Genomic DNA, 15,397 nt, shown 5'->3' on the forward strand with positions numbered 1-15,397 from the left:
GTCAGGGACTCGGGCAGGCGGTGACCGGGGTGATGTCGCGGACGGTGCCGACCGGGGTGCCGTTCAGGGTGAGCCGGCCGTCGGCGGCGCGGCCGATCGACCCGCAGCTGGCGTTGCCGGCCTGGTCGACGACGACCACGGTCGTCGTGGTGGTCTTCTTCGGCTGGGCGGCGACGCTGATCAGCCCGAGGAGCCCGATCGCGAAGACGGTGAGCGCGGCGCCGAGGCCGGTCCACCTGGCCCACCGCAGCCAGTTGAGCGCGTCGTCGGTGTTGCGGACGACGGCGGCCCGGTAGGCGCTGCCCGACCAGTTGTCGGAGGTGCGCAGGGTGGCGCCCTGCGCGGCCCGGACCCCGGTCACGACGGACGCGCCGGCCAGCGCACCGGCGACCGCGACCAGGCCGACGATGACCCAGCGCAGCGCCGGGCTCGGCACGTCGGCGAGCTTCGTGGTGCCGCCGCCGACGACGGCGACCGCGCCGAACAGGCCGAGCAGGGTGCCGACGGTGCCGGTCCAGGCGGTCGCCGACGCCCGGACCCGGGTGAGTTGTTCGGTGGCGAAGGCGACCGCGGCCTTGTTCCACTCGGGCTCGTCGGGCGGGCCGGGCTCGTGCGGGCGCGACTGTCCGGTCATGACGCCGCCAGGATGTCGGCGTGCTGGCCACAGCCCTTGACGGGTTCGTCGGACGGGCGGCCCTTGTGTGCCTGCCCGCAGTTGCACTGTGCGTGCTTCCACTCCGGGGCGGCGTACCGCTGCCTGCTCTGGTGGACGGTCATGGTGTGCCCGCAGTAGGGGCAGGCGCCGGCCTTGCGCCAGCCGAGCTGGACGTCGTGCTCCAGCCAGGGCTCCCACGGCCAGGACGCGACGGCGTCACCCCACCCGGGCACCGGCTCCGGCCGGTACGGCTTTCCACTGGTCATGATGCTCCGGTCGGTGTCGGGTCGGCGTCCTCTTCCAGCGCGGCGATGAGCTGCCCTACCTCCTCGATGTCGTCGTCGGCGCCGGCGCCGTAGGACGCGTAGTCGGCCAGGGCGGCGCGGGCGTACAGCATGGCGTCGCTGGTGTTGCCCGCTTGCATGAGCGTGGCCGCGACCGCGTGGCGGGTCAGCCCGGCGCTGTATCTGTTGCCGGTCATCTCCTTGAGGCGGATGGCCTGCTGGTAGTGGGTCAGCGCGGTGTCGTACCTGCCGGCGCGGGTGTAGATGACGCCGAGCTGATGGTGGCTGGTTGCGAGGTCCGGCTTCGCGTCGGCGGGAAGCAGGTCCAGCGCCTGCCGGTAGGCGGCCACGGCGGCGTTGAGGTGCTCCACCAGTACCGCCTTCGGCTGCCCCGCCGCAGCCGCATCGAGAAACCGCTGGTGCGCCACCCCGCCGAGTTGTCCGACCGCGCGGGCCTTGTGAAGACGGTCGCCGTCGTCGGTGAGCTCAAGCGCGAGGCGGTACCAGTGTTCCGCACGATCCAGGTCCCGCAGCGCCGGGATTCCCAGGTGAGCGTGGCCGAGGTTGAACACGACGACACGCTCTGCCTGGCGGTCGCCGGAGGCCCGGGCCAGGTCGGCGGCGCGCTCGTAGTTGTCGACGCAGCCGGGATCCAGCTGCGCGAGCAGGATGCTCCCGAGGGCCTGCTCGTCGGCGGCGAGTGTGCGGATGCGGTTGCGGTGTGCGTTGGTGCGCTGCTCCGGGGCGGTGGCGAGCGCCGTGGCGGCCTCTCGTTCACTGTGTTCGACGCTGGCCTGCTGCAGCCGGAGCGCCGCGGGCCAGTCCCGGCCGTCGTGAGCGATCTGGATCCGGTAGTCGGTGAGCAGTCCCCATTCCTCGGTGAGGCCGGGCCGGGGGCCGCCGGTGTCCGGGTCGACGAGGTCCGGCACGAGCTCGTCGACGAGGCGGGCCCACTCCGCGTCGCGCCCGGCCTGTCCGTAGAGGGCGCGCAGGCCCTGCATGCACTTGATGACGTCAAGCCACTGCCCGGCGGCGCGAGCCAGGGACCGGGCGTGGAGAAGGTTCGCCTCCTCCACCCGCAGTCCACGGACCACCTCGGCCCGGCCCTCGACGTACCAGCCGAGATAGGCGTTGCCGAGCTCGGCGATGGCGGAGATGTAGGCGGCGCGCATTCGGGCCGCCGTGTCCGGGGTCTCTTCGAGCGCGACGAGCTGGCGGAAGAACCACGGCAGCGCGGGGTGGATCGCGTAGCTGCCGCCGCCGAGGGCGGTGAGCAGACCGATCTCGGCCGCCCGGTCGAGCAGGCTGATCCCGGCCTCGCGGGTCAGCCCGGCCAGCGCCGGCACCGGCGACGGGATGCGTGTGTCGCCCATGGCCCTGAGGGCATCGACGTCGACGGTGTGCTGGAACACGCCGAGCACCGCCAGCTTGGCGCGCTCCTGTTCGGTGAACGCGGCAGCCAGCCCGTAGGTGAGCGAGGCGGTCAGCGACCGTGACCGGCCCTGTGCCTCGTCGACGTCGTCCAGGTCGGCCTCGCCGGCCCGGAGCCGGGCCACGAACTCCTCGATCTGCTCCTTGGTCGTGTATCCGGCGCGTAGCGCCTGCCCGACGACCGCGGTGATGGTGAGCGGGTTGCCGTCGCTGTAGCGCAGCAGCGGCCGCCAGTCCGCCACGTCGGTGATCCGGTGGGCGTGCCGGGCGGCGAGTTCCTGGGTGAACTGGATGCGTTCCCGCATCGGCATCCTGGGCAGCGGGACCCGGGTGGCCAGGTTCCCGAGCCAGCCGCGCTCGTCGCGCCGCGAGGTCAGCAGCACCCGTGCCCGGGTCCGCGACATCGCCTGGAGGAAGTCCCGCAGCTCGCGCTGCTCATCGGCGGTCCACGCCGACGGTGTCCCGGCCGGGAACCCCGCGACCGGCTCGACGTTGTCCCAGATCCACAGCACCGGCACCTGCGCCAGCACCTGCAGGGCGACCTCCCGCCGCTCGTCGGCCGACAGGCTCAGCCACTGGATCTCGTTGGCCTGCAACACGCGGTCGAACGCGGCGCCGAGCTGGTTGAGCAGCGCCACCAGCGGTGTGTGGTGCTCGAGCGACGAGAACAGCACCGGCCCGCTCACACCGCTGGCCGGATCGGTGAGCCCGCCGGTCGCCGTGTACCAGCGGGCGAACTCCGCCGCGGTGGACGTCTTCCCGCTCCCGGCGTAGGCGTGCAGCAGCACGATCCGGTCCGTGTCGAACGCCCGGTCCAGCGCCAGCAGCGTCTCGTCGCGGCCGAAGAACCCGACCTCGGGCCCGGCCGGCAGCCCGGCGGTCCCGGCGTCGGCGGTCCCGGCGCCGGGCCGGCCCACCGTGATCCGCACCTCGTCCGGCGCCGCGCGCCGCAGCAGCGTCATCGGCGCCGTCTCGTAGACCACCGGCACCGACCAGTCCTGCAACGGCCGCGGGTCGAACGCGATCGACCGGTTCGGCTGGGCGGCCAGCTGCCGCCGGCCCGCCGACACCGCGCCGCCCAGCGACCGCCCGCCGAGCAGCGCGGCGTACAGGTCGGCCACGAACTGCGCCGCGGTCACGACGTAGACGCTGTACCGCATCGCCACGACCCCGGCCACCCCGGCGTCACTGACCTCCAGCGCGAACGACCCATACCCCCGCACCAGCGCGTGCACATCGTCACCCCGATCGGTGCGCGGCCGATCGGCGGCCTCCGCGTACGCCGAGCGGCAGGCGTTGAGCACCAGCACCCCCACGCCGGTACGCGCGAGCAGCGCGCCCAGCGCCGGCCCGTCGACCAGCTGCTGGTTGTTCTTCGTGGTCGGATCCTCGAACAGCAGGTACCCGTGCGTGCCGTCGCGCAGCGGCGACAGCAGCCCGTACATCGCCGCGCCGGTCGGCACGCCGCCGCCGGTCGTGAGCCGGCTCGACGGCAGGTAGGTGCCGTGCCCGTCGAAGTGCACCGCGTGGAACGGCCGCCCGGCGTCGTGCGCCCGCTCCAGCACCTTGGCCAGCGCGGCGAACGTCGGCGGCCGCAGCACCGTCAGGTCGAGGACCTCCCGGGCCTGCGCGGTCTTGAGCAGCAGCGCCCCCACCGAGCGGAACGGCACGTCGTCGCCGCCGCCCGGCCGGCAGATCACCAGCAGCACCCGCAGCCGCCCGGCGTCGTCCGCCGCCGGCAGCGGCACCCGCTTGGCGGGCTGGGCGTTGACCCGGACGTACTCGGCGGCCTCCAGCACTACCGGCCGGTCGGTACGCGGGTCGCGCAGCAGCTCCCACGGCAGCATCGCGGCCGCGTCGACCTCGCAGGCGACCTCGACCCGCACGGTGTGCAGCACGCCCCGCAGGCCCGCCCACAGCTCGCGTGCCTCCTCGCCGGCGAAGGCGAGGTCGAACAGCCGGGTGCCGATCTCGGCGAGCCGGCCCTCCACGCCGGCCGCGATCGCCGGCGCCGGGTCGAGCGGATACTCCAGGAAGTCCTCGAGGTACCAGCGGATCCGCTCCCGGTCCTCGTCGGTGATCGACAGCTCGAACCGGCTCGTCGCCGACGCCTCCGGGTATCCCGGCGGCCCGGTCACCCGCGTCGTCACCAGATGCCGGCCGTCGCCCGCCGCGGCCTGCGTCAACCGCAGCACGACACCCACCCGCGTCAGCCTCCCGTCCGCAACGGTCACCAATCGCGACCAGCCCATCACCGTCCAATGATCACGGTCAACCTCCGACCCGCCAAACCAATCACCCGATCGGGTTAGGTGGCCGTCGATGGATAGGCTGCGCCGGTACTCGAAGGGACGGGGTGGGCAGTGATCGATCTGGACCGGCCGGCACCCGCACCGAGAACAGCGCGACCCGCCCCCGCGCGGGCGCTGGTCCTGGTCGCGGTGTGGTCGTTGCTGGCCGGCGTGGTGCTTGGCGGCGTCGCGACGTACTTCGTGGGGTATCGGCCGTTGGCGGCGTCGGCGGAGCGGGCGGATCGGGCCGGCAGGTCCGCGGTGTCGGTACTGATCTTCACGGAACCCAGCCTGACGACGGTGCACAGCGAGCAGCGGCGGATCCGCGTCGAGGCCCAGGTGATGGTCGTCAACGCCGGGCCGGAGCCGATCGCGGTCCTCGCCGTCCGCGTCGACCAGCCGGGCGTCACCGTGCGCAGCCCCGAGCGGGAACGCCAGGTCGCGCCGGGTACGGCGTTCCCCGTCGACGTGGTGGTCGAGTGGGACTGCGCCACGGAGAAGCCCGCGGCTCTCGCCGCGTCCGTCAGCGTGGAGACGGCGGACGAGCGAGTCCGGACGATCTTCCCGGTGGCCGTCCGCGGTACGCCGTGGATCGACGACAGCCGTGGGGACTGCGCCGGCCTGGGCTGACTCTTGTCGTTTCCGTCCAAGACGGCCGGCCGGTGGCGATCTACCGTGGATCCGGTAACTCACCGAGCATGAGGGGACAGCACAATGCGTGACCTGGTCTACACCGGTTTCATGTCGCTCGACGGCGTCGTGGACTCGCCCGGCGGTACGGCGGAGGGGCACCGCAGCGGCGGATGGGTGGTCAACGACCTCGAGTTCGTCCCGGAGGCCTGGTCGCTGAAGGGCGAGGAGCTCGCCGACACGACGGCACTGATGTTCGGCCGGCGCAGCTACGAGGCGTTCGCGCCGATCTGGCCCGGCTCGGAGGACCACGCCAGCTACAAGGAGCTGCCCAAGTACGTGGTGTCGGCGACGCTGCCCGACGACGCCCTCGTCGACGGGTGGGGCCCGACGACGATCCTGCGGTCCACCGCGGACGTCGCCGCGCTCAAGGACGGCGACGGCGGCGCGATCTTCATTCACGGCAGCGCCGAGCTGGCCCGGCGGCTGGCGGAGGCGGGCCTGATCGACCGGTACCACCTGCTGGTCTTCCCCGTGCTGCTCGGCGCCGGCAAGAGCCTGTTCGACCGGGCCGACCGGGACAAGCACATGCTCGCGCTGCGGGAGTCGGAGAGCTACAAGAACGGCATCCTGAAGCTGGTCTACGACGTCAGGCGCTGATCCAGGCCGAGGGCGATCGCGCCGCCGTCGCCCTCGCGCAGCTGCCCGGCGGTGCGCCCGACGTAGGCGCGCAGCGCCCGGGCCAGGTGCGGCTCGTCGAAGTAGTCCAGCTTGGCCACGACGTCGGCGGCCGGGTCGCCGCCGGCCAGCAGCTCCGCCGCGGTGCGGGCCCGCTCGATCTGCCGGACCGCGCCCCGGGTCAGCCCGGTCGCGGCGCGGAACCGGCGCTCGAGGGTGCGCCCCGAGACGGCCGGGCGGTGCCCGCGCAGCACGTCGGCGACGAGCGGGTCACGGACCACGATCCCGGCCCGGACGAGCCGCTCCACCAGGGCCTCGGCGTCGTCGGGCCCGGGGGTCTCCCAGCGCCCGCCGTCCAGCCGGAACGTCCGCCGCGTGGCGTCGGGCAGCTCGACGCCCCCGTCGACCAGCGCCGCCATGGGCATGGCCCGCGGCGAGGTACCCACGGCGAACTCGATGCCGGTGAAGGTCGCGCCCTCCGGCACCGGCGCGGTGCCGGTCCGGGTCTCGGGACCGGTGACGTCCGCGTACGCCCGACCGTCCTGCTCCCAGAACACCAGGCCCCACCGCGCGCCCGCGACGGACGTCATCGCGGTGACCTGATCGCTGGCGCACGTCCACACGGCGTCGACCCACGCGGAATCGGAACGACGCGTTTCGAACCGCAGCCCCACGCGCCGAAGGATACGCCGCTGGCGATTTCGCCGGTCCCGACGGCGCGGGTCGCTGTTCTGATCGATGGAGACCGATCAGGAGGGATGCCAGACATGATCCGAAGCACCGCGACGGCCCTCGGCGTGCTCGTCGTCCTCATCGCACCTCCCGCCTTCGCTGCCGCGCCGGTCTTCAGCGAGGACTTCTCCGGCGGCCTCGGGTCGTTCGCCCCGGCCGGTTCCGTCACCGCGACCGGGGGCGCCGCGCGGCTGGCCGGATCGCTGTTCACCGACGCGACCCTCACGTCCGCGCCCATCGACCTGACCGGACATCGCGGGCTGTCGGTGTCGTACACCCGGACCACGTCCGGGCTGGACTCCGGCGAGTCCTTCACGGTGGCGTACTCGGCCGACGGCGGGGCGTTCACGGTGCTGGAGTCGAACCGTACCGCCGCGGGCGCGGCGGTGTTCGACCTGCCGTCGTCGGTCGACGGCAGTGACCTGAGGCTCCGCTTCTCGCTGGACGCGAGCAGCGCGCTGGAGACCCTGACCGTGGACGACGTGCTCGTGCGGGCCGACGGCGGCGGTACCGAGCCGCCGGGCGGCTCGCTGCCCCCGGTCAGCGACGTGACCCGGCCCGGCCCGTTCGCGGTGACCGTCGACCAGACGTCCGGGCCCGGCGACGACGGGTGGCTGGTGCGCCCGTCGAACCTCGGCCAGGACGGCCTGGACCACCCGATCCTGGTCTGGGGGCCGGGCGCGGGCAGCGATCCCGCCGCCTACGAGGACATGCTGCGGCAGTGGGCCTCGCACGGCTTCGTCGTCTACAGCGAGGTCTCCTCCAGCAGCGGCGACTACATGGTCGACGCGCTGAACTGGCTCGAGGGCGAGAACCGCCGGGCGGGCGGCCCGCTGTACCAGCGGCTCGACCTGGCCGAGGTGGCGTTCGGCGGCCACTCCCGCGGCTCGATCGGCACCTTCGACGTGGCGGCCGAGCCGCGGCTGGCGACCACGATCCACGTGGCCGGCGGCTCCTTCGACGGCAACGGCCCGGCCAACCTGCGCAGGCCGGCCCTCTACATCGGCGGCGACGACGACTTCGCGACCTCGAACGTGCGGCGCGACTACACCGCCACCCGCGTACCGGTGTGGATGAACGTGCTGCGCGGCACCGACCACATCATGGCCACCCGCAACGCACAGCACATCATCACCGCGTGGCTGCGGTGGCACCTGGGCGACGAGGAGTTCCGCCGCGCGGCCGACTTCCTGAACCCCGGCTGCACGTTCTGCGGCCTCGGCGAGGTGCAGCACAAGAACTGGTGATCCGCCCCGTCGGCCGGCGCGGGACCGCTACCGAAACTATTTTCGGTACCGGCTCCCGCGCCTGTTGCGCATGCAAGCAGCACACCCTGCTTCAGATGTCTCAATTCCTTAACCCGTAGAACATCTTGCCGAAAACGTTTTCGTCAGGAACGCTGGCCTTCATCTGATCCCCCATCACGTCGACGGCGGGGGCGGACCTCGGGTTCACATATCGACCCTTGTCCATGTATTTGGAGGCGCCAGCATGAATCTCCCGCCCCTGTCGCGCCGGACCGTCCTCAAGAGCGGCGCGCTCACCGCCGGCGCGATCGCCGCCGGCACCGCCGTGGCACCGGCACCCGCGCAGGCCCGCCCGGACACCGGCGTCTCCGCGTACGCGTTCCCGCTCACCGCGGTCCGGCTGGGCAGCGGTCCGTTCCAGAGCAACGCCGCCCGGACCCAGGCGTACCTGTCCTTCCTCGACCCCGACCGGCTGCTGCACATGTTCCGGGTCACCGCGGGCCTGCCGTCCACCGCGACACCCTGCGGCGGCTGGGAGTCGCCGAGCACCGAGCTGCGTGGACACTCCATCGGCCACGTGCTCACCGCGCTGGCACAGGCGTACGCGAGCACCGGCGACGCCGCGTACAAGTCCAAGGGCGACTACCTCGTGGCCCAGCTCGGGCTCTGCCAGCGGGCCAACGGCTACCTCTCCGCGTACCCGGAGAGCTTCTTCGACCGCCTCGAGAGCGGGCAGCAGGTCTGGGCGCCGTACTACACGCTGCACAAGATCGTGGCGGGCCTGCTCGACATGCACCAGCTGGCCGGCAACGCCCAGGCCCTGACCATCCTCACCCGCAAGGCCGCCTGGTTGCAGTCGCGCAACGGCCGCCTCACCTACGACCAGCGCCAGCAGCTGCTGCGCACCGAGTTCGGCGGCATCGGCGAGACGCTGGTCAACCTCTATCAGCTCAGCGAGAACCCCGTGCACCTGACGACCGCGCAGTACTTCGACCACGCCCAGGTGCTGGATCCGCTCGCCGCCGGCGTCGACGCGCTGGCGGGCTTCCACGCCAACACCCAGATACCCAAGGCGCTCGCCGCCATCCGGGCCTACCACGCCACCGGCACCACCCGGTACCGCGACATCGCCGTCAACTTCTGGAACTTCGTGACCCGGCGGCACTCGTACGCGATCGGCGGCAACTCCAACGGCGAGTACTTCAAGGCGCCGGACCGGATCGCCGCGGAGCTGTCCGACTCGACCTGCGAGTGCTGCAACACCTACAACATGCTCAAGCTGACCCGGCAGCTGTTCTTCACCGACCCCGGCCGGGCCGCCGAGCTGATGGACTTCTACGAGAAGGCGCTCTACAACCACCTGCTCGGCGCGCAGAACCCGGCTTCCACGCACGGGCACCACTGCTACTACGTGCCGCTGCGGCCCGGCGGGATCAAGACCTACAGCAACGACTACAACAACTTCACCTGCTGCCACGGCACCGGCATGGAGACCAACACCAGGTTCGGCGACAGCGTCTACTTCCACAACGGCAACACGCTGTACGTCAACCTGTTCATCGCCTCGACCCTGACCTGGCCGGGCCGCGGCATCACCGTCCGGCAGGACACCGGGTACCCGCAGACGCCGTCCAGCCGCCTGACCGTGACCGGCTCCGGCGCGATCGACCTGCGCGTGCGGATACCGTCCTGGGCCGCAGGCGCCGAGGTCCGGGTCAACGGCGCCGCGCAGGGCACCGCGGTGCCCGGCACGTACCTGGCGGTCAGCCGGACCTGGAGCACCGGCGACACCGTCGACATCAGCCTGCCGATGGCCCTGGCCGTCGAGCCCACGCCGGACAACCCGGCGGTGCGCAGCGTCCGGCACGGCCCGATCGTGCTCGCCGGCCAGTACGGCAGCACCGACCTGGCCGCGCTGCCCGCCCTGGACCCCGCCGCGCTGCGGCCGACGGCGAACCCGCTGGAGTACACGGCCGGCTCGGTGCTGCTGCGGCCGTTCTACCTGACGCACGGCCAGCGATACACCGTCTACTGGAACGTCGCCTCGACACCGCCGCCGCTGCCCGCGTTCGTCGCGCACTACCCGTTCGACGAGGCCTCCGGCAACACCGCCGCCGACGCGACCGGCAACGGCCGGACGGCGACCCTGTCCGGCGGCGCGGGCCGCACGACGGGCCGCACCGGCAACGCCGTGCTGCTGAACGGCACCACCGCGCACGTCGGCCTGCCGACCGGCATCCTCGCGGGCGCCGCCGCGTTCACCGTCGCCGCGTGGGTGCGGCTCGACACCGTCGCGACCTGGGCGCGGGTCTTCGACTTCGGCGCCGGCACCGGGGCGTACCTGTTCCTCACCCCGCGCAGCAGCGCCGGGACCGCGCGGTACGCCATCACCGCCGGCGGCTCCGGTGCCGAGCAGCGCATCGACGCGCCGGCGGCCCTGCCGGCCGGCACCTGGACCCACGTCGCGGTCACCCACACCGGCAACCTCGGCGTCCTGTACGTCAACGGCGCCGAGGTCGCCCGCAACGGCGCGCTGACCGTCCGCCCGTCCGCGCTCGGCACCACCACCCAGAACTGGATCGGCCGTTCCCAGTACGCCGGCGACCCGTACCTGGCCGCCGCGGTGGACGACTTCCGCGTCTACAGCCGGGCGTTGTCGGCCGCCGAGCTCGCCCAACTCCAGTAAGCCAGCAAGGGAGACAGCATGTCAGGTAGAAAGCGGCTCGCCGCCGTCTGCGCAGTGGTCACCGCGATCGCCGCGGTCGCCGTGCCGGCACAGGCCGCGAACCCGATCGTCACGAACATCTACACCGCCGATCCGGCGCCCCTGGTCGTCGGCAACACCATGTACATCTACGCGGGCCGCGACGAGGCGCCGACCGGCACGAGCAACTTCGTGATGCGCGAGTGGCACACGCTGTCGTCGACCGACGCGGCGAACTGGACCCAGCACGGCGTCCGCGCGAACATCGCCACGTTCGGCTGGGCCGGCGCCGACGCCTGGGCCGGCGAGGTCGAGCCGCGCAACGGGCGCTACTACTGGTACACCTCGATCAACGGCAACGGCCCCGGCTGGATGAACATCGGCGTCGCGGTCGGCGACAGCCCGCTCGGGCCGTTCACCGACGCCAAGGGCGGCCCGCTGATCAGCGACAGCACCGCGAACTCGTCGGGTCTGAACATCGACCCGACCGTGTTCGTCGACGACGACGGCCAGGCGTACATGTACTGGGGCGGCTACTGGGCGCCCCGCGCGGTCCGGCTGGCCGCCAACATGATCGACACGGTCGGCTCGGTCATCACCCCGCAGGGCCTCACGAACTACTGGGAGGCGCCCTGGATGTTCAAGCGCAACGGCCTGTACTACATGATGTACGCCGCGAACGACACCAACGGCTGCGTCACCGACTCCGCGTACGCCTGCCAGCGCTACGCGACCGCGACCAGCCCGCTCGGACCCTGGACCCACCGCGGCATCGTGCTGGGGCAGGTCTCGTCGACCACCAACCACGCCGGCGCCGTCGAGTTCAACGGCCAGTGGTACCTGGTCTACCACACCGCGAACGCGCCCGGCGGCGGAAACTTCCGGCGCTCGGTCGCCGTCGACCGGATGTACTTCAACGCCGACGGCACCATCCAGCGGGTCACGCAGACCACCACCGGGCCGCCGGCCAACCCGGGCACACCCAGCGGCTCGGGCACCAACATCGCGCCGTCCGCGACCGCCTCCACCTCGTACGTCTCGCCATGGGAGAACCTCGCGGCGATCAACAACGGCGGTACGCCGGCGAACTCGGCGGACCGATCCAACCTCGCGTACGGCAACTGGCCGCAGCAGGGCACCCAGTGGGTCGAGTACACCTGGCCGTCGGCCCGGTCGATCAACAAGGCGGCCGCCTACTGGTTCGACGACAACCAGGGCATCGACCTGCCCGCCTCCTGCCAGGTGCAGTACTGGAACGGCAGCGCCTATGCGCCCGTACCCGATCAGTCGGGGTGTGGGGTCGCCGGCAACACCGAGAACGTGACCACGTTCGGGACGATCAGCACCACCCGGCTGCGGTTGTCCATCACCTCGAAGAGCGGCCTGTCGACCGGTCTTCTCGAATGGAAGGCGTTCCAGTCATGAACCGCCGGCCCCTCGCGTACGGCGTGACCGCCCTGCTCGTCACCGCCTGCCTGAACGTGCCGCTGGCGACCGCGGCGCACGCCGCGCAGACCATCGGCTATCCCACCTTCACCGGCGGCAGCATCCCGGCGCCGCCGGTCGGCTACAGCACCGGCGACACCATGCAGGCCATCTACGACGCGGAGAGCTCCGGCACCGACTTCTGGATGGACCGGCTGCTGGCCCGCACCGGCAGCGACCCGGCCGGCTCGCTGCTGATGACCCGCGGCCGCGGCGCGTTCATGTACACCCACAACCCGGCCGTCATCGGCTTTGGCGGGAACGCGGCCTACTGGGACAACATCAGCAGCCAGAACGCGTACGCGGTGACGGCCTCGCCCGGCACGTTCACCGAGCAGACCGCGCAGCGCAGACAGACGCCCAGCCACTGGCGCAGCGTGCACACCAGCGGCTCGGTACGCCTGGAGGTCACCAAGTTCATCACGCACAACAACGTGCTGGTGACCAACCTCGCCGTCGTCAACACCGGCACCGCCTCGGCCACCGTGCAGCTGAGCGCCGTCTCCCCGTACGCGGCGACCGGCAGCGGCACCGAGCTGACCGGCACCCGGGCGGTGAAGAACAACCTGACGACGCTCTTCCCGCGGTTCTCCGGTGACGGCTTCGCCGCCGCGAGCGGAGCCCTGACCCGGTCGGTCACCGTCGCCGCCGGCCAGACCGTGACGACCAAGGTCCAGCTCGGCCTCGTGGCCAACGAGGTGCCGCAGTCGCTGACCGAGTACAACGCCTACCGCGGGTACGCCCCGGCCACCGCGTTCGCCACCCACGTGCGCGACTACAACCGGTGGTGGGCCCAGAACGTGCCCTACATCGACGTGCCCGACGCCGCGATCAAGAAGAACGTCTACTACCGCTGGTGGCTGATGCGCTTCAACTACCTGGACGTCGACATCCCCGGGCAGGACTTCCAGTTCCCGCAGTCCGTCGAGGGCGCCACCGGCTACAACAACGCGATCGCGCTGACCCAGCCGATGCACATCGACGACCTGAAGTACCTGCGCAGCCCGGAGTACTCCTACGGCCCGTACCTGGCGGTCGGCCAGTCCTCGGCCGGCGGCCGGTTCATGGACAACCCCGGCGACCCGGAGAACTGGTCCAACTCGTACACCCAGTACATCGCCGAGGCGGCCTGGCGCGCATACCAGATACACGGCGGCCAGCCGGCCATGCTGCAGAACTTCGCCCGGTACGCCGAGGGCGACGCGAAGGGCCAGCTCGCCACGTACGACACCAACAACAACGGCGTCATCGAGTACGACTGGGGCGCCATGACCGGCAACGACGCCGACGCGGTCTCGTTCCACTGGCGCGCCGGCAACCTCGACCGGGCCGAGACCGCGTACGTGTGGTCCGGCGCCAACGCGGCCCGCGACGCGTACGCCCTGCTCGGCAACACCACCAAGGCCACCGAGATGCAGACCCTCGCGGACCGGATCCGCAACGGCGTCGTCGGCACCCTGTGGAACCCGAGCCGCCGGCTGCTCGAGCACAAGCACGTGTCCACCAACACCCACGTGCCCTGGAAGGAGATCAACAACTACTACCCGTACTCCGTCGGTCTGATGCCGAACACCGCCGAGTACCGCGAGGCCCTGCGGCTGTTCGCCGACCCCGCCGACTACCCGATCTTCCCGTTCTACACGGCGAACCAGCGCGACAAGGCCGCCGCCGCGGCGGCCGGCAACCCGGGCAGCAACAACTTCTCCACCATCAACTCGACGGTGCAGTTCCGGCTGTACTCGTCGGTGCTGCGCAACTACCCGAACCAGTGGATGCTCGCCGAGGACTACAAGAAGCTGCTCTACTGGAACGCCTGGGCGCAGTACGTCGGCGGCGACACCCGCTGGCCCGACGCCAACGAGTTCTGGGCCGACTGGAACGGCAGCGCCATCACCTACCGCTCGTGGATCCACCACAACATCCTCGGCAGCAGCAACTGGACCGTCATCGAGGACGTGGCCGGCCTGCGGCCGCGCACCGACACCCAGATCGAGCTGTCCCCGATCAACATCGGCTGGACCCACTTCGCGGTCAACAACCTGCGCTACCGCAACGCCAACCTCTCCGTCGTCTGGGACGACCCCGCCGACGGCGTGACCCGCTACACCGGGGTGCCGCAGGGCTACTCCATCTACCTGAACGGAACCCGGGTGGCGACCGTCGACCGCCTCACCCCCTTCGTCTACAACCCGGCGACCGGGGCGGTCACCTTCCCGGGCGGCACCGGAACGGTCACCTACAGCGCCGCCTTCTCCGGTCTGCAGGCACCGCAGAACGTCAACCAGTCCAGCGACCGGATGGTCGACATCTTCGCCAAGGCGGGCGTTGACCTGACCTCGACCACCCCGAACCTGGCGCAGGGCAAGGCCACCTCGGCGTCGTACACGACCTCGGGCACCACCACGGCCGCGGCGGTCGACGGCCTGCCGACCAACGCACCGATCTGGGGCAGCTACGGCACCCCGAACGCCACAGACTGGTACGAGGTCAACCTCGGCACCGCCCAGACGGTCGACGAGGCACGCATCCACTTCCGCAACGACCGGGCGGGCAACCGCTACCGGCCGCCGTCGGCGTACACGGTCCAGTACTGGAACGGCAGCGCCTGGGCGAACGCCGCGAGCCAGGTCAAGTCGCCCGGAACACCGCAGTCCAACTACAACAAGGTGACGTTCGGCGCGGTCAGCACCACCCGGCTGCGCATCCAGTTCACCCAGCCGACCGGCTCGGCCAAGACCGGCCTGACCGAACTGAAGCTCTACCGCCGCGGCACCACGGACCCGGGCCCCGGCCCCCAGCCGGGCCAGAACCTGGCGCCGGCGGCCACGCCGACCGCGTCGTACACCTCGCCCTGGGAGAGCGTCGCGGCGATCAACGACGGCGCCGAACCGGCGGTCTCCAACGACACGGCGAACCCGCGCTGGGGCACCTGGCCCGAGCAGGGCCAGCAGTGGGCGGAGCTGACCTGGCCGGCGGCGCAGACCCTGACCTCGGCCCAGCTCTACTTCTTCGACGACAACGGCGGCGTGCGCCTGCCCGCCTCCTGGACCCTGCAGTACTGGAACGGCACGGCGTACGTGAACGTGCCGTCGGCCTCGGGCTATCCGGCGGCGATCAACCAGTACAACCAGGTCACCTTCGGCCAGGTGAGCACCACCCGGCTACGGGCCGTCCTGAACAGCGGCACCGCCTCGGTCGGCCTCCTGGAATTCAAGGCCTTCACCTGACCCGGTGCGGGGCCCGCCGATCCCGGCGGGCCC

Annotated in this window: 10 protein-coding genes; 6 read left to right on the forward strand and 4 right to left on the reverse strand. The window is 71.7% G+C overall.

Annotated elements, in window-relative coordinates; all coding sequences use genetic code 11:
- Position 1: 1 nt before the first annotated feature.
- Genes ACIBSW_RS22505 through ACIBSW_RS22515 form a run of 3 tightly spaced genes read right to left on the reverse strand, consistent with a single transcriptional unit; the run spans position 2 to position 4,574 of the window.
- Positions 2 to 634 (reverse strand): hypothetical protein, encoded by a 633-nt coding sequence (locus ACIBSW_RS22505; RefSeq protein WP_354727896.1) that lies wholly within the window; start codon positions 632 to 634, stop codon positions 2 to 4.
- Entirely contained in the window at positions 631 to 921 is a 291-nt protein-coding gene (locus ACIBSW_RS22510) for a hypothetical protein (protein ID WP_354727898.1), read from the reverse strand. Before ACIBSW_RS22510 ends, ACIBSW_RS22505 begins: the two co-directional genes overlap by 4 nt.
- A complete protein-coding gene (locus ACIBSW_RS22515; RefSeq protein ID WP_354727900.1) occupies positions 918 to 4,574 on the reverse strand; it encodes a CHAT domain-containing protein in 3,657 nt (1,218 codons plus the stop codon). Before ACIBSW_RS22515 ends, ACIBSW_RS22510 begins: the two co-directional genes overlap by 4 nt.
- Before the next feature lie 159 nt (positions 4,575 to 4,733).
- Between ACIBSW_RS22515 and ACIBSW_RS22520 the strand changes: the two genes are divergently transcribed.
- A complete protein-coding gene (locus ACIBSW_RS22520) occupies positions 4,734 to 5,291 on the forward strand; it encodes a hypothetical protein (protein WP_354727902.1) in 558 nt (185 codons plus the stop codon).
- An 84-nt stretch (positions 5,292 to 5,375) separates the two neighbouring features.
- Positions 5,376 to 5,951 (forward strand): dihydrofolate reductase family protein, encoded by a 576-nt coding sequence (locus ACIBSW_RS22525; RefSeq protein ID WP_354727904.1) that lies wholly within the window; start codon positions 5,376 to 5,378, stop codon positions 5,949 to 5,951.
- On the opposite strand, the gene ACIBSW_RS22530 is transcribed toward ACIBSW_RS22525, so the two are convergent.
- Positions 5,933 to 6,643 carry a helix-turn-helix domain-containing protein gene (locus ACIBSW_RS22530; RefSeq protein ID WP_354727906.1) on the reverse strand — a complete coding sequence of 237 codons (711 nt, stop codon included), beginning with the start codon at positions 6,641 to 6,643 and terminating at the stop codon, positions 5,933 to 5,935. The genes ACIBSW_RS22525 and ACIBSW_RS22530 overlap by 19 nt on opposite strands.
- A gap of 93 nt (positions 6,644 to 6,736) precedes the next feature.
- Between ACIBSW_RS22530 and ACIBSW_RS22535 the strand changes: the two genes are divergently transcribed.
- The 4 genes from ACIBSW_RS22535 (at position 6,737) to ACIBSW_RS22550 (ending at position 15,364) form a co-directional block, all read left to right on the forward strand.
- A complete protein-coding gene (locus ACIBSW_RS22535) occupies positions 6,737 to 7,948 on the forward strand; it encodes a hypothetical protein (RefSeq protein WP_354727908.1) in 1,212 nt (403 codons plus the stop codon).
- 244 nt (positions 7,949 to 8,192) lie between these two features.
- On the forward strand, positions 8,193 to 10,634 hold the full coding sequence (locus ACIBSW_RS22540; protein ID WP_354727910.1) for a beta-L-arabinofuranosidase domain-containing protein: 2,442 nt from the start codon (positions 8,193 to 8,195) through the stop codon (positions 10,632 to 10,634).
- Positions 10,635 to 10,652: 18 nt separating this feature from the next.
- The gene (locus tag ACIBSW_RS22545; RefSeq protein ID WP_354727912.1) at positions 10,653 to 12,077 is read left to right on the forward strand and encodes a family 43 glycosylhydrolase; all 1,425 of its coding nucleotides are present in this window, start codon (positions 10,653 to 10,655) and stop codon (positions 12,075 to 12,077) included.
- Positions 12,074 to 15,364: a discoidin domain-containing protein gene (locus tag ACIBSW_RS22550; protein WP_354727914.1), complete on the forward strand. Its 3,291-nt coding sequence runs from the start codon at positions 12,074 to 12,076 to the stop codon at positions 15,362 to 15,364. The genes ACIBSW_RS22545 and ACIBSW_RS22550 overlap by 4 nt, the downstream gene beginning before the upstream one ends.
- The last annotated feature ends 33 nt before the right edge of the window (positions 15,365 to 15,397 follow it).

It is taken from the genome of Actinoplanes sp. NPDC049668, assembly GCF_044465445.1.
In the GTDB taxonomy this organism is placed as follows: domain Bacteria; phylum Actinomycetota; class Actinomycetes; order Mycobacteriales; family Micromonosporaceae; genus Actinoplanes.